General features: G+C 63.1%; 25 protein-coding genes. 14 read left to right on the top strand and 11 right to left on the bottom strand.

Annotation, left to right across the window (positions count from 1 at the left end; all coding sequences use genetic code 11):
- The first annotated feature begins 34 nt into the window (after positions 1–34).
- The gene (locus BW940_RS04465) at positions 35–1,405 is read left to right on the top strand and encodes a nicotinate phosphoribosyltransferase (protein WP_076607985.1); all 1,371 of its coding nucleotides are present in this window, start codon (positions 35–37) and stop codon (positions 1,403–1,405) included.
- Positions 1,406–1,423: 18 nt separating this feature from the next.
- Here the strand turns inward: BW940_RS04465 and BW940_RS04470 are convergent, their stop codons facing one another.
- A complete protein-coding gene (locus BW940_RS04470) occupies positions 1,424–2,293 on the bottom strand; it encodes a universal stress protein (RefSeq protein WP_143823860.1) in 870 nt (289 codons plus the stop codon).
- 88 nt (positions 2,294–2,381) lie between these two features.
- On the bottom strand, positions 2,382–2,870 hold the full coding sequence (locus BW940_RS04475) for a universal stress protein (RefSeq protein ID WP_076607986.1): 489 nt from the start codon (positions 2,868–2,870) through the stop codon (positions 2,382–2,384).
- Between the two features lie 82 nt (positions 2,871–2,952).
- Here BW940_RS04475 and BW940_RS04480 point away from each other — a divergent pair, with 82 nt between their 5' ends.
- Entirely contained in the window at positions 2,953–3,396 is a 444-nt protein-coding gene (locus tag BW940_RS04480; RefSeq protein ID WP_076607987.1) for a universal stress protein, read from the top strand.
- 39 nt (positions 3,397–3,435) lie between these two features.
- Here BW940_RS04480 and BW940_RS04485 read toward each other — a convergent pair whose 3' ends face one another.
- The gene (locus BW940_RS04485) at positions 3,436–3,876 is read right to left on the bottom strand and encodes a universal stress protein (protein ID WP_076607988.1); all 441 of its coding nucleotides are present in this window, start codon (positions 3,874–3,876) and stop codon (positions 3,436–3,438) included.
- Between the two features lie 114 nt (positions 3,877–3,990).
- On the opposite strand from BW940_RS04485, the gene BW940_RS04490 reads away from it, so the two are divergent.
- Positions 3,991–4,614 carry a SagB/ThcOx family dehydrogenase gene (locus BW940_RS04490; RefSeq protein WP_076607989.1) on the top strand — a complete coding sequence of 208 codons (624 nt, stop codon included), beginning with the start codon at positions 3,991–3,993 and terminating at the stop codon, positions 4,612–4,614.
- Positions 4,615–4,631: 17 nt separating this feature from the next.
- On the opposite strand, the gene BW940_RS04495 is transcribed toward BW940_RS04490, so the two are convergent.
- The gene (locus BW940_RS04495; RefSeq protein ID WP_076607990.1) at positions 4,632–5,267 is read right to left on the bottom strand and encodes a dienelactone hydrolase family protein; all 636 of its coding nucleotides are present in this window, start codon (positions 5,265–5,267) and stop codon (positions 4,632–4,634) included.
- A 147-nt stretch (positions 5,268–5,414) separates the two neighbouring features.
- Positions 5,415–5,867: an Hsp20/alpha crystallin family protein gene (locus tag BW940_RS04500; protein ID WP_076607991.1), complete on the bottom strand. Its 453-nt coding sequence runs from the start codon at positions 5,865–5,867 to the stop codon at positions 5,415–5,417.
- A 138-nt stretch (positions 5,868–6,005) separates the two neighbouring features.
- On the opposite strand from BW940_RS04500, the gene BW940_RS04505 reads away from it, so the two are divergent.
- From BW940_RS04505 to BW940_RS04525, 5 genes are all read left to right on the top strand, one after another.
- Positions 6,006–7,484: an AMP phosphorylase gene (locus BW940_RS04505; RefSeq protein ID WP_076607992.1), complete on the top strand. Its 1,479-nt coding sequence runs from the start codon at positions 6,006–6,008 to the stop codon at positions 7,482–7,484.
- Between the two features lie 51 nt (positions 7,485–7,535).
- Positions 7,536–7,940: a universal stress protein gene (locus BW940_RS04510; RefSeq protein ID WP_076607993.1), complete on the top strand. Its 405-nt coding sequence runs from the start codon at positions 7,536–7,538 to the stop codon at positions 7,938–7,940.
- A 79-nt stretch (positions 7,941–8,019) separates the two neighbouring features.
- Positions 8,020–8,439, top strand: coding sequence for a universal stress protein (locus BW940_RS04515; RefSeq protein WP_076607994.1), 420 nt, complete (start codon positions 8,020–8,022; stop codon positions 8,437–8,439).
- Between the two features lie 81 nt (positions 8,440–8,520).
- The gene (locus BW940_RS21020; protein ID WP_143823868.1) at positions 8,521–8,853 is read left to right on the top strand and encodes a DUF2196 domain-containing protein; all 333 of its coding nucleotides are present in this window, start codon (positions 8,521–8,523) and stop codon (positions 8,851–8,853) included.
- Between the two features lie 68 nt (positions 8,854–8,921).
- Entirely contained in the window at positions 8,922–9,371 is a 450-nt protein-coding gene (locus BW940_RS04525; RefSeq protein ID WP_076607995.1) for a universal stress protein, read from the top strand.
- 39 nt (positions 9,372–9,410) lie between these two features.
- Here the strand turns inward: BW940_RS04525 and BW940_RS04530 are convergent, their stop codons facing one another.
- Positions 9,411–10,628, bottom strand: coding sequence for a CBS domain-containing protein (locus BW940_RS04530; RefSeq protein WP_076607996.1), 1,218 nt, complete (start codon positions 10,626–10,628; stop codon positions 9,411–9,413).
- Between the two features lie 148 nt (positions 10,629–10,776).
- Complete coding sequence (locus BW940_RS04535) at positions 10,777–11,415, bottom strand: phosphoribosyltransferase (RefSeq protein WP_076607997.1); 639 nt, start codon at positions 11,413–11,415, stop codon at positions 10,777–10,779.
- A gap of 196 nt (positions 11,416–11,611) precedes the next feature.
- Here BW940_RS04535 and BW940_RS04540 point away from each other — a divergent pair, with 196 nt between their 5' ends.
- A complete protein-coding gene (locus BW940_RS04540) occupies positions 11,612–12,448 on the top strand; it encodes a universal stress protein (protein ID WP_076607998.1) in 837 nt (278 codons plus the stop codon).
- A 65-nt stretch (positions 12,449–12,513) separates the two neighbouring features.
- Here BW940_RS04540 and BW940_RS04545 read toward each other — a convergent pair whose 3' ends face one another.
- Positions 12,514–13,005 carry a universal stress protein gene (locus tag BW940_RS04545; protein WP_076607999.1) on the bottom strand — a complete coding sequence of 164 codons (492 nt, stop codon included), beginning with the start codon at positions 13,003–13,005 and terminating at the stop codon, positions 12,514–12,516.
- Between the two features lie 603 nt (positions 13,006–13,608).
- Between BW940_RS04545 and BW940_RS04550 the strand changes: the two genes are divergently transcribed.
- Positions 13,609–14,532 (top strand): universal stress protein, encoded by a 924-nt coding sequence (locus BW940_RS04550; RefSeq protein ID WP_076608000.1) that lies wholly within the window; start codon positions 13,609–13,611, stop codon positions 14,530–14,532.
- A 57-nt stretch (positions 14,533–14,589) separates the two neighbouring features.
- On the opposite strand, the gene BW940_RS04555 is transcribed toward BW940_RS04550, so the two are convergent.
- Together BW940_RS04555 and BW940_RS04560 are read right to left on the bottom strand one after the other, a co-directional pair.
- Entirely contained in the window at positions 14,590–15,069 is a 480-nt protein-coding gene (locus BW940_RS04555) for a cupredoxin domain-containing protein (RefSeq protein ID WP_076608127.1), read from the bottom strand.
- A 141-nt stretch (positions 15,070–15,210) separates the two neighbouring features.
- On the bottom strand, positions 15,211–18,006 hold the full coding sequence (locus tag BW940_RS04560) for a cation-translocating P-type ATPase (protein WP_076608001.1): 2,796 nt from the start codon (positions 18,004–18,006) through the stop codon (positions 15,211–15,213).
- A gap of 244 nt (positions 18,007–18,250) precedes the next feature.
- Here BW940_RS04560 and BW940_RS04565 point away from each other — a divergent pair, with 244 nt between their 5' ends.
- From BW940_RS04565 to BW940_RS04580, 4 genes are all read left to right on the top strand, one after another.
- Positions 18,251–19,033 (top strand): 3-oxoacyl-ACP reductase family protein, encoded by a 783-nt coding sequence (locus BW940_RS04565; RefSeq protein ID WP_076608002.1) that lies wholly within the window; start codon positions 18,251–18,253, stop codon positions 19,031–19,033.
- A gap of 54 nt (positions 19,034–19,087) precedes the next feature.
- Entirely contained in the window at positions 19,088–19,513 is a 426-nt protein-coding gene (locus tag BW940_RS04570) for a universal stress protein (protein ID WP_076608003.1), read from the top strand.
- Between the two features lie 81 nt (positions 19,514–19,594).
- Positions 19,595–20,053: a universal stress protein gene (locus BW940_RS04575; RefSeq protein WP_076608004.1), complete on the top strand. Its 459-nt coding sequence runs from the start codon at positions 19,595–19,597 to the stop codon at positions 20,051–20,053.
- Between the two features lie 91 nt (positions 20,054–20,144).
- Positions 20,145–20,570 (top strand): universal stress protein, encoded by a 426-nt coding sequence (locus BW940_RS04580; protein WP_076608005.1) that lies wholly within the window; start codon positions 20,145–20,147, stop codon positions 20,568–20,570.
- Between the two features lie 15 nt (positions 20,571–20,585).
- On the opposite strand, the gene BW940_RS04585 is transcribed toward BW940_RS04580, so the two are convergent.
- Complete coding sequence (locus BW940_RS04585) at positions 20,586–21,047, bottom strand: universal stress protein (protein WP_076608006.1); 462 nt, start codon at positions 21,045–21,047, stop codon at positions 20,586–20,588.
- Positions 21,048–21,178: the final 131 nt, after the last annotated feature.

The raw sequence follows: 21,178 nt of genomic DNA on the forward strand, positions 1-21,178 counted from the left end.
TATCAGTCTGAATGTGGTGTATGTGGCCAAACCGATGTCGCAGACAACGTTTGGCTATCTGACCGAGGAGAACGCACCGCTGTTTACCGACCTCTATGAGTTGCGGATGCTACAGGCGTACCTCAATCAGGATCACAACCCGACGGCGACGTTCAGTCTCTTCGTCCGCGACCTGCCACCGAACCGGGGGTATATGATCGCTGCAGGATTAGAACAGGCGATCCACTACATCGAGACGCTCTCCTTTGGCGAGCGCACGCTCGAGTATCTGGCCGAGGAAGGGTTCGACGAGTCGTTTCTCTCCTCCCTGTCCGAGTTCGAATTCACCGGCGAGGTGCGCGCCTTGCCCGAAGGGACGCCAGTCTTCGCGAACGAACCGCTGCTCGAGGTGACGGCCCCGATCGCAGAGGCACAACTGCTCGAGACCGCGCTGATCAACCAGATCGGCTACCAGTCGCTCATCGCGACGAAGGCGAGCCGAATGCGGGACGTCATCGACCGGAACGGCGAGGGACAGCAACTGATCGATTTCGGCTCGCGGCGAGCCCACGGCACCGACGCCGGGATGAAGGCGGCTCGAGCCGCGTACATCGGCGGCTTCGACGGCACGTCGAACGTCGCTGCCGGCGAGGCGTTCGGGATTCCGATCTCCGGGACGATGGCCCACTCGTGGGTCCAGAGCTTCGAGTACGAGCGTGACAGCTTCGAGACGTTCGTCGACGAGTACGGCGACGAGAGCGTTCTCCTGATCGACACCTACGACACCGTCCGGGGGGCAGAAATCGCAGCGGACGTCGCCGACGAGAAGGGGGCGGCGATCCGTGGTGTCCGCCTCGACTCGGGCGATCTCGCCGCCCTCTCACAGGACGTCGACGAGGTACTCCCCGACGTCGATCAGTTCATCTCCTCAGGCATCGACGAGTACAAGATCGACGACTTCTTCGAGCGAGACGGCGTCGGCGCGGGCTTTGGACCGGGAACCGCGCTGGTGACGAGTACCGACGCGCCGAAAGTCGAAGGCGTCTACAAACTCGTCGCCACCGAACGCGACGGCGAGATGCGGCCGACAATGAAGCTCTCGGCGGGGAAGGTCACCTACCCCGGCGAAAAAAGCGTCCGACGTACCGAGTCGGACGGCCAGTACACCGGCGACGTCGTCGGACTCCGGGACGAGGACCTGCCCGGCGAAGAGCAACTCGTCACCGTCATCGACGACGGCGAACGCGTCATCGATCTTCCCGACCTCGAGGCCATCCAGGAGCGAGGCCGCGAGCAGCGACTGAAACTGCCCGAGAAACACCGCGACATCGAGGATCCCGAGCCGTATGACGTTCGAATCAGCGACGAACTGCAGGCCGAAACCGAGGCGTTACGGCAGGAACTCGAGTCCCGACGTCCGGCGTAGCGGTCCACTATGGCGTCGCTAGTCGACCGTCAACACCGGGACCGACGACCGGCGGACGACGCGAGCCGTCGTACTCCCGAGCAGTCGACCGGAGCCGACGGCACGGCCGCGTGTGCCCATCGCGATCAGGTCGACGTCGACCGACGAGACGTACTCGAGCAGTTCCTCGGCCGGGACACCACGGCGAACGTCGGTCGTCACGTCGAGCTGTCGATCCCGTGCCATCTCGGCGACCGTCTCCGTCGCGTGTTTGCCGCCCTCTTTGAGCAAGCCAATGATGCTCCGAGGAGCGTCCTCAAGGTCGTACGTCGTCGTGTCGATCACGTAGACGGTGTGCACGTCGGCGTCGTATTTGTCGGCGATCTCGAGAGCGTTCTCGGCGGCGCGTTCGGCGGCGTCGCTCCCGTCGGTCGGGATGACGATTCGGTCGTACGTCGGGGCGGGTGCGTCGCCGTCGTCGGTCAGCCGGACCGACAACACCGGGACGTCCGACAGCGCAAGGACGCGTTCGGTGGTACTGCCCAGTCGGGCCCGGTCGGCTCCCGTCCGGCCGTGTGTCCCCATGATGATCATGTCGACGGCCTGTTCGTCGACGTACTCGAGGATCGTTCGATGCGGGACGCCCTCGCGGACTTCTCGAGCGGCCCGGAGGTCGTGAGCCTCGGCTTCGTCCGTGATCCGGATCGTCGCCTCGCGGCCCCGTCGCTCGGATGGGGCGTACAGTTCCTCGCGGTCGTCGGCGGCGAGTCCGGCCGGCGTACCGCCGGTCTCGACGACGTAGAGGCTGTGAATCTCGGCCTCGTACGTTCGGCCGAGATCGAGAGCGTGATCGATCGTCGCTTCGGCACCGGCGCTGCCGTCGGTCGGGACGAGTATCGTCGTGAACATACCAGGCTGTTCGGTCCGGACGCCTATCAAATGCACTCGTATGTTCAGTATCTGACAGCAATCGTGGGCCAGCCACTGCTCGCCGTCGTCACGACTCCTGGTAGGCCCCTTCTTCCAGTTGAATCTCGGGGATCTCCGGCGGGGCGTAGTACCGGACGATGTGCACGTCGTACGTCGCGTTCGCGGCGACGCCGCCGGCGACGCTCGTCACCGGCTGAGCGATCTCGCCGACGTTTTCGGTGCCGAGGAAGACGACCGACGGCCGGATCTCGTCGGCAACGTCTGTGATCCGAGTTGCGATCGCTGCGGCCGAACCGTCGTCGATTTGCTCCTCTCGGAACGTCGCGCCGGGAGCGATGTCGTCGACACCCTCGCGGAGCCGTTTGGCGACGTAAGAGACGCTAAACGGCTCGGACTCGCCGGATTCGTACCAGCCAACGCTCGTTGCGTACGCCTCGTCGTCCGGAATCACCGAGAGGGCAATCACGTCCTCGTCCAGTGCCTTGCCGTACTCGGACGCCCGCATCAGTGCCGCCTCCGCCAGATAGGACCCGTCGAACGGGACGAGAAACGTCATGTGTCTCTAGAGCGTTCGCGCTGGTCAGTCAACAATCTTTGGTACTGTGACACTATACGATTGGGGCGCGTACGACGGCGATATGAGCGAGACCGTACTGGTCCCACACGATGGCAGCGAGCACGCTGACGCCGCACTCCGTTTTGCACTCGAGACGTTTTCGGACGCTTCGGTCGTCGTCCTCCACGTGGTCGAACCCTTTGCAGAACACACTGACGCCGGCGTCGAGGACGGCGGACGGTGGCGACGTCGCGCACGCGAGCACGCCGCGGACGTCTTCGATGGCATCTCCGATATCGTGGCAGCGTTCGAGACGACCGTCGACACCGTGTGGCGGTACGGACGGCCGAAACACGTGATCGTTCGGTATCTCGAGGAAGAGGGAATCGATCAGGTCGTGATGGGCAGTCGCGGACGGAGCGGGATCGATCGGCTGCTTTTGGGGAGCGTCGCCGAGACTGTCGTTCGACGGGCATCCGTCCCGGTGACGATCGTCCACGATACGGATCGTGACGAGACGGCGTAGCCGCCGCTCGAGCCATCGGCTCACGTGTCGAGTCCCGACTTACCGAACGACGGTGACCGGAACTGGCGACCGTCGGGCGACGGTTTCGGCCACACTCCCGTAGAGCGCCCGGTTCGTCTCGAGTCGGCCGTGTGAGCCGAGTACGATGTGGTCGACGGCTTCGTCGGTTGCGTACTCGAGAATGAGTCGCGCCGGCTCGCCGATATCCGACTCGGTCGCGACCGAGCGGTCGTAGTCGGCGGCGACGTCGGCAACGTCTTCGAATAGCTGGTCGGTCGCCGCGTCGACGGCGCGATACCACGCATCCGAGCCGATCATCGGCTCGTAGGCCGAGTCGACGTCGGTGCCGTAATCGGGTTCGAACAGATCGACTGCGTGATAGGCCGTGATTTCGGCGTTTGGAAACGCCCGCAGGGCGTGTCGAAGCGCGTCCATCGAGAGCGGCGAGCCGTCGACTGGAACGAGAACCGAACTGGGCATAGCGTCTGCTTCCGGCCGGAGTCATATATACCATCCTGTTGGATTCCCTGATCGAACCTCGAGCGATCGCCTCGAGCCCGTCCGTTTTTGGCTCTCGTCGGTGGACGATTCCCTATGACTCCGATCGAGCTGCCCGATCCTGAGACGGACGGGAAAACGAGCGTCGAACGAGCGATCGCGACCAGGGCGAGTCGGCGATCGTTCGCCCGCACGCCGCTCGAACTCGCAGACGTCGCACAGCTCCTGTGGGCTGCCCAAGGACTCTCCCACGTCCGCGACGGCGTCGAGATGCGCACCACGCCCAGCGCCGGGGCGACGTATCCGCTCACCGCATTTCTCGAGGTCGCGCCGGACGGCTGTGCGGAACTCGAGGCCGGGCTGTACCGGTACGATCCACCGCAGCATCGACTCGAGGCCGAACTCGAGGGTTCGATCCACGACGAGGTCACGCACGCGGCGCTGGGACAGGACGTAATCGGAGACGCGCCGGCGACGATCGTCCTCGCCGCGGACGCCGACCGAACGCGACGGCAGTATCCCGACCACGGTGACCGATACGTCCACATGGAGGCCGGACACGCGGCACAGAACGTCCACCTCGTCTGCGAGTCACGCGACCTGCATAGCTGTCCCGTCGGTGCGTTTTCCGACGACGACGTCGCAGCCGTGCTCGACCTGCCAGAGCGCCTCGAGGCGCTGTACCTGCTTCCCTGTGGCCAGCCACCGGCCGACCGGTAGCGGTCCCGGTTCCGTGTTTACTGCAAGTGGTCTTCGAACCAGTCGGCTGCCACGTCGGCGACCTCCTCGAGGTGGCCGGGGCCTTCGAAGAGGTGGCCTGCGCCCGCGACGACGTGGAGATCGTGTTCGCAGGTGAGCGCGGCGGCGGCTTCGCGGTTGAGTTCGAGCACCTGCGTGTCGTCGCCGCCGACGATGAACAACGTGGGGGCGGTGACGTCCCCGAGCACCTCGGATGCGAGATCGACGCGGCCGCCTCGAGAGACGACGGCGTCGATGTCGGTAGCAGGACGCGCCGCACCTCGCAGTGCCGACGCTGCGCCGGTACTCGAGCCGAAGTAGCCGTAGCGACGGTCGGCCGTCTCCTCGCGGCCTCGCAGCCACTCGGTCACCGCGACGAGTCGGTCGGTCAACAGCGGAATGTCGAAGCGGTTCTCGCGGTATCGGTCCTCTCCTTCCGTGAGCAAGTCGAACAGCAGGGTACCCAGCCCTCGCTCGCGGATGACGTCTGCAACGTAGTTGTTCCGCGGGCTCTTTCGACTGCTGCCGCTGCCGTGGGCGAAGACAACGAGACCGCTCGCGCCGTCGGGGACGATGAGTTCGCCCTCAAGTTCGACGTCGTCGACCGGGATCGTCGTGTAGTTCGCGTCGGACATGGCGTGGTCTCCACTCCCTGTCGTCTTAGTGTTGTCATCGGTCAGTTCGGGAGAGAGTTCACGATTGCTGTCGGTCGACGGCAGTCAGCCGCCACCGCCGTCGGTGGTCGCGTGTGAGTGGCTACAATCGCGGTTTCGAGTCCGCCGCTACTCGATATCGATCTGCTGTCCCTCGAGCGAATCCGGTTCGCGTTTGGGGAGCATGACCGTGAGGACGCCGTTTCGATACCGTGCCTCGACGGCGTCTTCGTCGACCGGATCGGGAAGTCGAACGGAGCGACTCATCGACTGTCGGGACCGTTCGCTCTTGATGTAGAACTCCTCGTCTTCGTCGGTCGTCTCTTCTTCGCGCGCTGCAGTGATGTGAATCGTGTCCCCGGAGAGGCGAATCTCGATATCGTCCTTTTCGAAGCCCGGCACATCGGCTGTCAGGACGAACGTCTCGCCGTGGTCGGCCAGATCGATGCCCATCGTCGTAATCGCCGCCTGTGACTGTCCGAACTGGTCGATATCCCACATCTCGAGTGACTCCTCTAGCTGTTGTTGTAGGCGCTCGAACTGTTTCTCGAGGGCTCTGAACGGATTGTTGTCTGTACTCATTGGTGAACCGGGGCGAAACCCCGGCTTGGAGTCCGACGCCATTCGTGTTAAACGTTTCATCGGTTCGGCTGCTGTCGAGTGGCTCGAGCCCCGTTTGCCCGCTACCGTTTTGGCCCCACAGCGAGTCTAGCGGGACGAATGCAACTCGAGGCTACCAGGGTTGACATCGGCACGAGCCGGCCACTCGTGTTGTTGAACACCGTCGATGCGGCCGAACTGGGTGCACACCCGCTCGATCGCGTGCGAATCGAACACGACGACGGAACGATGACCGGGATCGTCAAACGGACCGACGAACTGGTCGCAGCGGGTTCCATTGGCGTGACCGAACCGCTTCATCACGTCCGCGGGACCGTCGACGTCACACTCGCCGGACCCCCTCGATCAGTCCGGTACGTTCGCAAGAAGTTAGACGACATCGAACTCGAGGCCGACGAACTCGAGACGATCGTTCGGGATATCCACGAAAACCGCCTCTCGGACGTCGAACTGAGCGCCTACGTCTCGGCGGTGTATACGAACGGACTCTCGCTCGAGGAAACCAAACACCTGACGGAAGCGATGAGCGGCGTCGGCCAGCGGCTGACGTGGGAGACCCCAGTCGTCGCGGACAAACATTCGATCGGCGGCGTGGCGGGCAACTGCGTGACGCCGATCATGGTCGCGATCGTGACGGCGGCGGGGCTGACGATGCCCAAGACCTCCTCGCGGGCCGTGACCTCGCCAGCGGGAACGGCGGACGTCATGGAAGTCCTCTGTGACGTGGAGTTTACGATCGCCGAGATCGAGTCGATCGTCGCGGAGACGAACGGCTGTCTGGTCTGGGGCGGCGGTGTGGATCTCTCGCCGGTCGACGACGAGATCATCCGCGCCGAAAACCCACTGTCGGTCGATCCGCCGGGCCAGCTCATCGCCTCGGTGCTCTCGAAAAAGCGCAGCGCCGGCTCGACACACGTCGTCATCGACATCCCCTATGGTGAAGGGGCGAAAGTCGAGAGCCTCGTCGCAGCACGGGAGCTTGCGGACGATTTCAAACGCGTCGGCGACCATCTAGCAGTCGACGTCAGCTGTGCGATCACCCACGGAACCGATCCGATCGGCCGCGGCATCGGGCCGACGCTCGAGGCCCGGGACGTCCTTGACGTACTCGAGAGCGAGGGTCCGGAGTCGCTGCGACTGAAGTCGTTACGGCTCGCTGAGATGCTCCTCGAGCACTGTGGCGTCGATGCGTCGTCGACCGAGATCCTTGAGTCGGGACAGGCACTCGAACGGTTCCGACGGATCGTCGCTGCACAGGGTGGCGACCCCGAGATCGAAGCCACAGACCTCGAGCCGGGAGCGGAGTCGACGACCGTCCACGCAGCCCGGTCCGGAATCACGACGCGTGTCGACAACCGGCAACTCTGCGATCTCGCACGGCGGGCGGGTGCACCCCTCGATAGCCGTGCTGGGCTCGTGATTCATCGGACCGTCACCGAGCAGGTCGAACCTGGCGATCCGCTGTATACGATCCACGCCGAGACACCGACCAAACTCGCGGAGGCGGAGCGACTGGCCGACGAACTCGAGCCGGTTCGGGTCCGGAGCAAGGCGGACGCACTCGTCGAGCGCCGGTAGCTGTGTGCGGTGTAACTTATTTGGGCTACCCAGTGGTGAGACACATACTGTATGTACGACACGATCCTCGTTGCGACGGACGGGAGCGACTCGGCAAACCGTGCAGTCGACCAGGCGCTCGATCTCGCGTCGACGTTCGACGCCGACTTACACGGGATTTCGGTCGTCGACACCCGACGATACGGCGACTCGATGCTGTCGGATTCGGATAGCGTTATCAGTGATCTGAAAGCCCGTGCTGAAGAGATCCTGACGGATGTCGGCATTCGAGCCGACGTCGACGTGACCACGACTGTCCGTCGCGGTCGCCCACACGAGGAAATCGGCAGCTATGCCGACTCGATCGATGCAGATCTGATCGTGCTTGGAAACCGCGGTCTCGGTGGCAGCGGCGAAATCGGGAGCACGGCGGAGCGCGTCGTCAGATATCTCGACCGCCCGGTACTAACGGCCTAACCACGTCTCGAGCCGACGATCTATCAGTGATTCGGGTATAACCTATTTGGCAGCTTCCGACATGCATACCGCTACGCCAATGTACGAGACGATTCTCGTCCCGACCGACGGGAGCGACCCGGCAAATCGGGCAGTAGAGCACGCACTAGAACTCGCGGACAGATATGGTGCCGACGTGCACACGATGTACTGCGTTGAAACCCACCGATACGGTGAAACCGCGCTGAGCAGTGCCGAGATCGTCCTCGACAGACTCGAGGAACAGGGCGCCGCAATGCTCGAGGAGATCAGCGACCGGGCTGATAACGTCGGCATCGACTGCAGTTGGTCGGTCTGTCACGGCCGTCCGTGGGAAGAGGTCTCCGAGAAGGCAGCCGACATCGATGCGGATCTGATCGTGATCGGTCATCAAGGGCAGAGTCACACGCGAACGAACAAGATCGGCAGCGTCGCCGAGCGAATCGTCCGGACTGCGGATCGGCCGGTGTTGACCGCCTAACCGATCGACGACGCGTACGACCTCGTCGTCTCGGAAGCGCGCTGGAAGCGCACGCCGGTCGTCGGCTCGACCGTCGGTGGTATGCCGCTCCAGATCGGAAACGGTCGGAACGGCTCTCTCGTCGCCCCCGACGATATCGCGGGCGTTACACGGCGCGTCGAACCTCTCCTCGGAGACGACGCCACCCCTCTAAGGGGATCGCCCCCGTTTATCGGATCACATGTCAGCGGATCTTCCGACCGGGACGAACTCATCCAGGGAATGACCGTCGAGATCGAACAGGAAACCGGCGACCGCCTCGTTGGAGAGGTCGGTGCGATCCTCTCCGACGACCGCACCCATCCCGACGGAATCCTCGTCAAGCTCAAATCCGGCGTTCGCGGACGCGTCAAACGCATCGGACCGGACACCTGAGCGGCGCGCAGCCGTCTGTCGTGGCGACAGCCCGATGGTTTACTTCGGTGCGCCGCGAACAGGGATGTATGAAGTGCCTCGTAGCTGTCGACGGATCCGAAGCGTCGAAGAACGCCCTCGCCTACGCCATCGACATCGCAGACGCGATGGACGGTTCGATCACGGTCGTCCACTCGGTTGACCCCACTGCCCACGACGAGGGCGGAAGCGAACCGACCCTGTCGCTTTGGGATGAAGATCAGCGACTGATCCTCGAGAGCATCGAAGACGCCGAACAGCGAGGACTCGATCTCCTCGACGATGCCTCGGCGTTCGCCGACGACCTCAGTCACGACGTCGCGGTCGAACTCTGCTACGGCAATCCGGTCGCGGAGATTACCGATTACGCCGAGGACGAGGGATTCGACGCGATCTTCGTCGGCCACCGGGGCCGATCGGAGCGTGCGGGGCTGATGCTCGGGAGCGTCGCGAAGTCACTCGTCGAACGGGCGACCGTTCCGGTTACCGTCGTTCGCTGACGTCGTCCGTGTGCCTCATCACCAACGATTGAGTGGTGATTACTCCTCGAGCAGCCAGCCGAAGCGCTTCTCCCAGAACTCCTCGGTCGGGGGCTTTTTGCTCCGGCCGTAGGTCTTCTTATCACGGATCTGTCGCTCGAGCACATCGCGCGCCTCGTTGAGCGCGTGACTCGCGCCGTACCCCTCCCCGGAGGCGATGTACAGTCCACTGTCGGTGTGCAACCGGATGCGGGCGAGTAGGAGCGAAACCCCGCGGCGTTTCTCGTCGTGTTTGTGGAGATGAACCTTCGCGTCCAGCACGTTCATTCCGTGGTCTCTGTCGTCGAATTTCTCGATCATCGCGACGATACTGTCGTAGGTCGTGTCATCTATCAGGTCGGTCCCGTAGATCTGGACGGCCCGGTTCCCGCCGGCTTCCCACGTCAGTGACTCGAGGACGTCGGTTTTCGTGACGATCCCGTACGGGTGGCCGTCCGTCGTCACCAGCAGCGACGAGGCGTCGATCTCGAACATCTCCTCGACGGCCATCTCGAGCGTTTCGTCCGGCTGGATCGTCCGTACCGGTGTCGTCATGACGTCTCGAACGGGGAGATCCAACATCCGCGCGGGCTCGCCCTCCCGAGAGCCAAAGCCACCGCGGCGCGAGCGGCCAGTTCTCGAGGAGATTTCGCCGCCGAACGGGTCGGTTCCACCCGCGTCACCGCCCTGGCTCGTTACTTCAGCGCGGACCGTCAGGTCGGTCACGTCGTAGAGACTCACGATCCCCGCTGCCGTCTCGTTCTCGACGACCGGGAGATGCGTGATCCGGTGCTCACGGAAGACGTTAAGCGCGTCGCCAAGCGTCGAGTCCGGCTCGAGCGAGACGAGATCGCTCGAGGCGGCCTCTGAGACGGTCGCCGCGTCGAGAAACGGGTTCACTTTCTCGAGGATCGTATCGGCGGTGACGACGCCGACCAGTTCCCGGCCCTCGAAGACGGGAAGAAGCTGGGAGTCGCTGTCGATCATCAGCTGTGCCACTTTTCGGACGTCTTCGTCCGGCGTGAGTCGAGGGACGTGCCAGACCAGCGAGCCGAGCTTTTCGGTGGGCTGGCGATGTGAGGTGGCGAGTTGTCGGCGCGTCACGACGCCCTCGAACGAGTCGCCCCGCACGACGACGCCGTCGACGTTCGAATCTTCGAACGTGCCGACGAGCTTCGAGACGGGTGTTTCCGGGGTGAATTCGACGTACTCTTCTGAAACGATGTCTTCGATATCCATGCGTGTTCTGTTGTATCAGGTCGGGTGTTAGTGTGCAATACGGTACCACTGTACTGGAGCTGTGCTGGTTGTCGGTCCCCTCATCACGTTCCCACAAGAACTCGAGAGTCGATCTCGAGTCCGTGGATTCGACGGGTCGTCCGGCGGGTTACCGGTCCAGATACGCCATCGCCTCCTCGTCGGAGACCTGCCCGAAGCGTTCGTAGAACTGCCCGACGCCCATGAACCGACTCGGCGTCTCGAGACAGACGACCGCGTCGGCTTCATCCTCGAGGGCAGCGATGGTCTCGGGTGGGCCGACTGGCACTGCCAGCACGATCTGTTCGGCGTCCGTTTCGTTGAGCGTCTGGAGACATGCTCTGGCCGTCGACCCCGTCGCGACGCCGTCGTCGACGACGACGACGGTTTTCCCGGCCAGACCTGGCGGCTCGCGGTCGCCCCGATAACGGTCGGCTTTCTGTCGAGCGTTTTCGGCTTCTTCCTCGCGGCGTCGCTGGAAATACTGTTCGTCGCTGTCCGTCTGGCCGATCGCGTCCTCGTTTCGCCAGGTGCTGCCGTCGCTTGCGACGGCACCGATAGCATACTCCGGGTTACCCGGCGCGCCGATTTTCTTCGCGACGACGATATCCAGTGGGATCTCGAGTTCGTCAGCGACCGCTCGACCGAGCGGAAGCCCGCCGCGCGGGATCGCAAGCGCGATGTCCGCGTCGATGTCCCGCTCGCGGAGTTCCGCTGCGAGGCGCTCACCCGCGTCGGTTCGGTCCCTGAAGCGTTGGGTGCCGACCATCGTCTCTACGTGCCACAGGTGACGGTATATAACAGTCGGGTACCCCTCACAAGACCGAACGGATCTCGTCCGAAGCGGCCGGGCACGGGCAGAGCCTCACAACGGAGGCAGATCGATCTCAAGGGCGTTCGTCGGCGTCGGTTCGGTCGCCACTCGAGTCAATAGAACAAAGACTGTGGCCGCTGTACCGCCAGCCATGTACGACGACGTGCTCATCGCAACCGATGGCAGCGACGTTGCAACGGACGCCGCAACAGTTGGCATCTCGCTTGCACAGGCGTTCGACGCGACGGTTCACGCGCTGGCGGTCGCCGAGGCCAAACGCGGCACCGACGCGAACCGCCGCGAGCAACGCGAGGCGGCTGTGGACGCAATCGCCACCGACGCCGTCGAGGCGGGCTGTACGGCCGAGTCCGTCGTTCGAACGGGACGACCGGCAAGCGAGATTCTGGCCTACGCCGACGAGGCCGACGCCGACGCCATCGTCGTCGGCACCCACGGCCGAACCGGCTTGCGACAGGCCCTACTCGGCAGCGTCGCCCTCGAGGTCGTTCGCGACGCCAGCCAGCCCGTGCTCACGGTTGGGCGCGAAACGGTCGACCGCGACGGCATCCAGATCGACGACGTCTGTCTCGCAACCGACGGCTCAGTGGGTGCAACCGCCGCGACCGAACACGCCCTGTCGTTGGCTGAGGCCTGCGACGCCACCGTCCACGCGCTGTACGCGGTCGACGTCAGCCCCGAGGCCGACGCGATTCGAGAGAACTTCCTCGAGCACGGCGAGCAGACGACGACGGGCGTCGAAGAGCGGGCCACCGAGCGCGGCCTTGAGACGACGCGGACGGTCACAGAAGGAACTGCCCACGAGGTAATTCTCGACTACGTCGACGCTGAAGCCGTCGACGTGCTCGTCATGGGAACGGAGAGCAAATCGAACCTCGAGCGACTCGTGCTGGGCAGCGTCTCCCAGCGCGTGGTGCCGGCGGCGAGCGTTCCGGTGATGACCGTGCGAACGCCCACGCCCGAGCAGTAACGATTCTTCGAAGGCGATGAAAACGCTCCGGTGCCGGTCACACCGTATGAACCGTCGGGTTCGACCTACGTCGCGTCGTCTTCATAAAACTCGGCGTGGGGAGTGACTCCCTCGAGTCCGGGCGGTGATCGCTGGCGCACGACGAAGACGTCGTAGGCCTCCTCGTTGGCGATGTGGACGCCGACACTCGTCAGCGGTGTCACGATGCGGCCGACGTTGTCGCTGCCGAGGAAGACGACGCTTGGCTCGTGTTCCAGTGCCAGTCGCTCGATGTGGCCGGCAATTCGTGCCTCCGGCGGGAACTCACGGATCCGTTCGTATTCGAACGACGCCTCTGGTGTGAGCGACGCCACCTGTTCGCGCAGGTGCTCGACGACGGCGTCGACGTCGTACGCCTCGTCCTCGTCGATCCAGCCCTTCTCTCGAGCGTATCGCTTTCGTTCCGGGACGACGGTCACGGCCGTCACGTCCTCCTCGAGTGCAGTGCCGTACTCGGCTGCTCTGACGAGGGCGGCTTCCGCGAGGTCCGAGCCATCGAATGGGACAACGAACGTCATACATCCCGTCTCTATGCCCTGCCCAATAACTTCGAGGGGCATTCATACGGGACCCTCGAGCGGCTGCGACCCGGCAATCGATAGCCAAACGGTCGCTCGAGCGTGGGACAGAGACGACACCGGCCGACAGTCACGGCCGACTGACGACCCCACCAGCCGCGAATCCGAGCGACAGATCACAGACGGCACCTCAATCGTCGCTGGACTCCCCCTATCGGGGCGCCGTGCAGTGGCGACGGGACCGATCACCGCGACCCCTCTCTGTAACATCATATTCCGTCTCCCACGCTCCCGGTAAGCAGTGCTTTCTGACCGAATGATTTACAGGCATATGCTTGTAATAGACTGTAATAACACACCGTCGTATGGCGGGTAAAATAGGGATATAGCCGGTAGCCCGTCCAAAAGACGATGGTAATAAGTAACTATTTCTAGCTGAAGTGAAAGTACACTGAAGTGTATCGGACCGAATTCGATCGAGCGGACGGTCGCGAGAGGACTCGGACAGCGGTCGTCTGGAGCCGACAGGGAGTGATCGAAACGGATCGTTATCGAGTCCGCGTACCCTGTATCGTTATTGGGTATGGGACTGGAGCTACGTCCATGTCAGCTCCGATCGATGGAATCGATTCGGTCCTACTGCCGACTGACGGCAGCGACAGAGCGCTCACTGGAGCGAAACGAGGCACCGAACTGGCCGCCGCCACGGGAGCTGACATCCACGTCCTCTCAGTCGTCGACACGTCGGAAACCGAGACCATCTCATCGCTTCTCGGAAGCGATGGCGACGAGAACCTGGCGGCGAGCGAGGCCGAAGCCGAGACGGCCGTCGAGGCCGTCGCGACGATGGTCCGGGAGACAGCACCGGAACTCGAGGTCACGACGACGACAGACCGTGGAACGCCGTTTCGAGTCATCGAACGATACGTCGACACAGCCGGTATCGACGTGATCGCGATGGGAACGAAAGGTCGAACGGGACTCAAACGGGTGACGCTCGGCAGCGTGACCGAAAACGTGCTTCGGACGGGATGTGCCCCCGTGCTTGCGGTCCCACCGGAAGCGACCGACACCTCACTCTCCCCGACACGGACCGACCGTATCCTCCTACCAACGGACGGGAGCGAAGGTGCGGCTGTCGCTGTCGAGTGGGGAATCGACCTTGCCACCGTGTTCGACGCGATGGTTCACACGCTCTACTCGGCCGACACGAGCCGATTTCTGGCGAGTACGGAGCCGGACGAAATCCTGCCGAAACTCGAGGAGGCAGGGAAACACGCACTCGAGACGGTTCGTGAACGAGCCAGAGCGGAGGGTGTCAGCGTCACTGGAGCCGTCGCAAGCGGACCGCCAGCGAGGGTGATTCTGGACTACGCCGACAACAACGAGATTGACCTCCTCGTCATCGGGACGCACGGCCGATCCGGGGTGGCACGCCATCTGATTGGAAGCGTTGCGGAAAACGTCGTCCGGAACACTACCGTGCCGGTCGTCTGTGTCCCGATGAGTGCCGACCAGCACAGGTAACTCGTTTCAGTTGCTACTATCGCTGTACACGACCGTCACAGTCGGCATATCAGAGTGTTACTCGCTTTCAATGGTGATATCCCCGACCTGGGTCGCCTCGTGGTACTGACATATATAGGTCGTCATCTCTTGGGTCGCAACGACACCCTCAAGCGATGTTTCCTCTCCTTCTTCACCGACGTCATCGCTTTGATAGTCGTCGATGACCTCGTCGTTCTCGTCACGGATCTCGAGATTGTGCGTCTGACCGTCGTTGTTCACCCACCTGAACGTATACTCCTGCCCTTCGATGAGCGTAAGTGTGGGGTTCTCTTCGCCCTCGAGGAACGCCGGTTCGATGCCACCCCAGTGTGAGACTTGGCCGTCGAAGTAGAACTCCTCGACCGCTCCCCAGTCTTCGTCAGCGGCACCGTTTCCGTCTTCGGCCGCTCCATTGCCGTTCTCTCCATCCCCACCACAGCCGGCAAGCACCGCCATCCCTGTCACACCTGCGATTTTCAGCGCTGTCCGTCGAGAAAACCCCGTATTCTCTGTCATCGCATACAAGAAGGACATGCTGTTGCTTAATACCCATTTATTATCGAACGGAAACTCGCGAATTCGAGCATAACAGCCTCGAGCTATCCGACGACGTTCAGTTGTGCCAACCAATCGAGCCCCAACGGTCGTCGAACAGTCTCAGTACCGCTCGAAGTACCGATCCTGAAGCTTCACGAAGCCCGCCATCAGCAGTGCGAACACCGTCGTCGCGAGCGCGAGCTGGACCCAGTGGACGAGCGCAAGCGGTTCGACGTCGAACAGCAACTGGCCGGTCGACGTGTAGAGGACGAGCAACTGCAACGTCACCGCGATGGCGACCGCGGCGACGAGCCACCGATTCGAGAAGAGCCCGAGCCCGTATCGGAACCGGACCGCCTGGATGCGGACGATCTCGAAGACGACGAACCCGGTGAACACCATCGTCTGGGCGAGGTCTCGGCCGACCTCGTAGCCAGGACTCCAGCCAAACACCGCCCCTGTCACGTCGTAGCCCGGGATCAACTCGCCGTAGAAGTTGAGCGTAAATAGCGGGAGCAGACAGACCGTCATGAAGATCGCGATGCCGACGATCGAGGTAACGATCCGGTCGGTGATGACGCCCTCGTCGGGCGGCCGGGGCTCGCGCTCCATCACGTCGTCGGCCGCGGGATCGACGCCCATCGTGAGCGCGGGAATCCCGTCGGTGACGACGTTGATCCAGAGGACCTGAATCGGCGTGATTACGAGTCCGAGCCCGGCGAGCGTCCCGGTAAAGATCATCGTCACCTCGCCGCCGTTGCCCGATAAGAGGTAGTTGACGAACTTGCGGACGTTGTCGAAGATGCGGCGGCCGCCTTTGACGGCGTCCCGAATCGTCGCGAAGTTGTCATCGAGCAAGACGATATCGGAGGCCTGTTCCGTGACGTCGGTGCCACGAATCCCCATCGCGATCCCGACGTCGGCATTCTTGACGGCGGGTGCGTCGTTGACCCCGTCACCGGTCATGCCGACCGTGTGGCCTTTCGCCTGGAGCGTCTGGAGGATCCGCGTCTTGTGGTCGGGCGAGGTACGGGCGAAGATGTCGACGTCATCGACGATCTCACGCAGTTCCTCGTCGGTCATCCCCTCGAGTTCGGGCCCCGTCACGACGCGCGTCGAGCGCAGGCCGACCTCCTCGCCGACGGCCCGCGCCGTGACGGCGTTGTCGCCGGTGATCATCACGACGTTGATGCCCGCGTCGAGACAGCCCTCGATCGCACCGGGAACCTCTGGCCGGGGCGGGTCGAGCATTCCCTGCAGACCGAGAAAGACCAGCTCCTGCTCGAGGTCCTCGTCTGGATCCTGGGCCTGAGATTCGGGCACGTCGGGCCGGTAGGCAAACCCCATCACGCGCAATGCGTCCTCGCCGAACGACTCGTTTTGTGCCTCGAGTTCCGCCCGACGCTCGTCGGTCAACGCGACGTGTTCGCCGTCGACGAGTTCGCGATCACAGCGCTCGAGGACGGTCTCGGGTGCGCCTTTCATGTAGGCGACAGTCCTGCCGTCGGGCGTCTCGTGGACGGTCGTCATCCGCTTTCGCGCGGAGGTGAAATCAACCTCGCCGAGTCGGGGGTAGGCCGCGTCGAGTTCGTCGTGGTCGAAGCCGGCCTTTTGAGCGGCGACAAACAGCGCGATCTCGGTGGGGTCGCCGAGATACGTGCGGGTGCCGTCACTATGTGTCGCCACGTCGCCGTCTCGTTCGCGGGTGCCGACGTCGACGTTGTTACAGAGCATTCCACAGCGCAGTACCTCCGCGACGCGGTCGCTGTCGACGGGCGTATCGTCCTGTAAAAACTCGCCCTCGGTGTCGTAGCCGGTGCCGGTCACGTCGTAGGTCTCGCGGTTGGCGACGATCCGCTGGACAGTCATCTCCTCTTCGGTGAGCGTCCCGGTCTTGTCCGTACAAATGACGTCGACCGAGCCAAGCGCCTCGACGATCGGCAGGCGGCGCACGAGTGCGTTCTGCTCAGCCATCCGACGCGCCCCGAGGGCAAGCGAGAGGGTGACGACCGCGGGCAGCCCTTCGGGCACCGCCGAGACGGCGATCCCGACTGCCGTCAGGAAAACCTGCAGCGGCGGCGTATCGCCGATCACGAGTTCCGTGATCGCGATGATCGAGACGATGCCGAGGACACCGAGCGCGATGAGTTTGCCCAGCCGATCCATCTCCGTCTGGAACGGCGTGTCTCGTTCCTCGGCTTCCTCGAGGGCGGTCGCGATCTGGCCAATCTCGGATTCGGGACCGGTTTCGACGACGACCGCCGTGCCGGAGCCACGCTCGACGACGGTGTCCTTGTAGAGCATGTTCTCCCGCTCGGCGAGCGAGGTCTCCGTGTCGACCTCGCCGATCTCTTTCGAGACGCCGACGCTCTCACCCGTCAGCGCCGCCTCGTCGACGCTGAGGTTGGATTCCTCGATGAGCCGAGCGTCAGCCGGAACGATATCGCCCGACTCGACGAAGACGATGTCGCCGGGGACGAGCTTCGTGGCGTCGAGTTCGGTCTTCTCGCCGTCCCGTCTGGCCATCGCATACGTCGTCGACAGTTCCTTGAGCGCCTGGATGCTCTGTTCGGCGCGGTAATCCTGTAGAAAGCCGAAGATGGTGATGAAGACGACGACGCCGGCGATCACCCCTGCGTCGATCGTGTGCCCGACGAAAGCCATCACCGCCGCCGCGACGATGAGCACCCAGATCAGCGCCGGCTTGTACTGGTCGATAAAGATCTGCAGCGGCGAGATTCCGTCCCCGGCTTCGATCTCGTTCGGCCCTTCGCGCTCGAGACGAGCGCTCGCCTCGTCCGACGCCAACCCCTGCTCCGAGGTCTCGAGTCCCGAATAAACGTCCGCAAGCGCCCTCGAGTGCCAGTCATGGTCCGTCGTAGGCTCGGCTCGCTCGTCTTGTGCTGACCGTGACACGTGTGTATGAGTACACTCAGTGAAGTAGTATTTAGTTGCCGTGCCCAGAGAGTGAGAATCTCCGTTCGGGGTCGACAAACTCTAGTGTGCGTTCGAACGCTGTGATGTTCGCGAGTACGAGCGGTCGAGGATGTGGTCGCTGCTCATGGTCGACGGTGTTCTGGTGCCGTCGCGGCTCCAACATGTCACAGTCGATGAAAGCGAGACATAAGATTAACATGATAGACGGTGTAGCGCTATCCGTATGTCTGAATCAATCCAGCGATTAGAGCCCCTCGATCGTCGGCCACTCGCCGATAAAACCTGTCTCGTCACCGGTTCCTCGCGCGGGATCGGTCGCGATATCGCCTTCGAGTTCGCCCGCTGTGGGGCAGACGTCGTCGTGAACTACCGCAGCTCCGACGAAAAAGCACAGGAAGTGACCGAACGAATTCGAGCGAACGACGAAACGGCGATCGCCGTCGGTGCTGACGTCTCGGACCCCGACGAAGTCGTCCAGATGGCCGATGAGGTCCACGACGAACTCGGCTCGATCGACGTCCTCGTCAACAACGCAGGGATCACCATCGATCGGAAGTTCGAAGAGATGACCTACGAGGACTGGAACCGAGTTATCGAGGTCAACCTCAACGGGACGTTCAACTGTACCAAGGCGTTCTACGACGACATCAAAACGGCCGATCAGGGACGACTGATCAACATCTCGAGCGTCGTCGGCCAGCAGGGCAACTACGGGCAGGCCAACTACGCCACGTCGAAAGGCGGCCTCATCGCCTTCACTCGGACGATCGCGCTCGAACTCGCCAGACACGACTCGACGGCCAACTGCGTCGCCCCCGGCTTCACCGAGACCGACATGCTCGAGAAAGTCCCGGATCGCGTCCGTGAGCAGATCCGCGAGGACATTCCACTGAATCGGTTCGCCGATACCCAAGATATCGTCGGCATGGTTCGCTTCCTCGCTGGCAACTATGCGAATTACATGACCGGACAGGTCATCGGCATCAACGGCGGGATGGAGTGGTGATGGGCAGCCGACAGGAGAGATGGTATTATACCATCTGCCGGTGTAAAGTACCGTATGAGTGAGCGTATTCTCGTCCCGTACGACGGCTCGCCGCCCGCAACGAAGGCACTCGAGTACGCCTTCGAAACGTTCCCCGACGCGTCGGTCACCGCCCTCACCGTCGTTCCGCTTCCCGAAGGCTACTGGGCCGCCTTCGAGGATGACGAACACAGAGCCGCCGACATCGAGCGGGCTCGCGAACGCGGGCAGGAGATCCTCGAGGACGCAACGACGACTGCAGCGGCACACGACCGTGAACTCGACACCGACGTCGCGACGGGGAAACCGGATCGGGAGATCATCGAACAGGCCGAAACGGAGGGGTACGATACGATCGTCATCGGCAGCCACGGCCGAGAAGGGGTGTCACGAGTCCTTCTCGGCAGCGTCGCAGAGGCCGTCGTTCGCCGCTCGCCGATCCCCGTCGTCGTCGTCAGGTAACTGTCTCGCCCGCTGGAGCTATCGTCGCCGGCACTATAAATGATTAAGAGGAGCCAGACAGTACGTGTCTCATAACCTATCATGTCTTCAACGAATCACGCTGCCGAGTCCATTCACTCGATTCTCGTGGCGATCGACGGAAGCGACGCCGCTGAGAACGCCCTCGAGCGCGCGTTAGCGATCGCCGACCGGGAAGCGGCAGTCGTACACGTGCTGACGGTCATGGACACCGCCAGCGGGCCGCTGGCGTTCGGTGTCGAAGACGTCCACGAACTCGTCGAGGCCAAAGAGCGCCTCGTCGACGAACTCGTCTCGAGCGCCGACGAGTACGACGTCGACATCACAGGAGCCGTTCGGCGCGGTCGCCCCGCCGAGGAGATCATCAGCTACGCCGACGAACACGGTATCGACCAGTTCGTCCTCGGGCGAACCGGGCGTGGAGCGGTCACGGAAGCGCTGCTCGGGAGTACGGCCGATCAGGTCGTCCGCACGGCGACGATTCCCGTCCTCGTCGTTCCCGACGCCGTTGACGACGAATGAGATGTCGGTTGGCACTCGCGTCCAACTGCGTTCGGAGGCGGGACCGTCGACTAGGTTTACTATCGACTCTCTCTAACAGTCTGCTACGATCATGTCGCGATCGATTCTCGTCGCACACGACGGTTCGCCACACGCACAGGCTGCATTGAGTTACGCTCTCGAGACGTTTCCGGGTGCGCGACTCGTGGTTTTTCATGCGATCGATCCGTTCGAGGTGACCCCAGACGAGGCGGGGCTATCACCGTTGACCGAAGAGTGGCTCGAGGACCAACACGCAGAAGCGGCCGCGCTCTTCGAAACTGCGCTCGAGGATGTCGACACAACGGCCGTCACAGTCGAAACCGAGACCGCAGTCGGCTCGCCAGCACAGACGATCGTCGCCGCCGTCGAGGAGACGGACGCCGATGGGATTGTCGTCGGGAGCCGTGGCCGTGGGAACGTCGCCGAGGCGCGGATGGGGAGCACCGCCGAACTCGTCGTCAAGCGTGCGAGCGTTCCGGTAACGGTCGTCCGATAGCAGCGACGGCGTCGACTACTCGTCGGCTGCTTCGCGAACGACGGTGACGGTCACTGGCGAGCGGGCGACGACCAACTCCGCGACGCTGCCGAGTAACAGCCGGCCCGGTCCCGTCCGTCCGTGCCCGCCCAGAACAATCCCATCGATATCGTGCTCCTCAGCGTAGTCGACGATTTCGCGAGCGGGATCGCCGGTCTTGCTTTCGGTGGTGAGAGCAGCGTCGTGCTCGGCCGCCAGATCGCGAACTTCGTCGAAAATCAGTGCTTCTTCCTCGGCTGCTCGGTCGTACCATGCTTCGGAGCCGTGAGGTGGCTCGTTTCTGACGTCGATGGGTGTCATGGAGCTGTAGCCGGGCTCCGACGGATCGATGACGTGGAGCGCGACAACGGACGCGTCAGGGTGGATTTCGAACGCGTATTCGAGTGCCTGCTTCGACAGCGGCGAGCCGTCGACAGGGACGAGTAGTTGGCGAGACATCACCTCTTCGTACTTCGCGGAGTCTCAAAAGACTATGCAAGGACTGCTCGAGCCGTCGACCTGTCTTGAGTCACGACTCCGTTCCGACTGACAGCATGCCTTTATGCGTGCCGTTGGTGTACGCCTGATCG

Origin of the sequence: Natronorubrum thiooxidans, from assembly GCF_900156475.1 — an archaeon.
Classification (GTDB): Archaea; Halobacteriota; Halobacteria; order Halobacteriales; family Natrialbaceae; genus Natronorubrum; species Natronorubrum thiooxidans.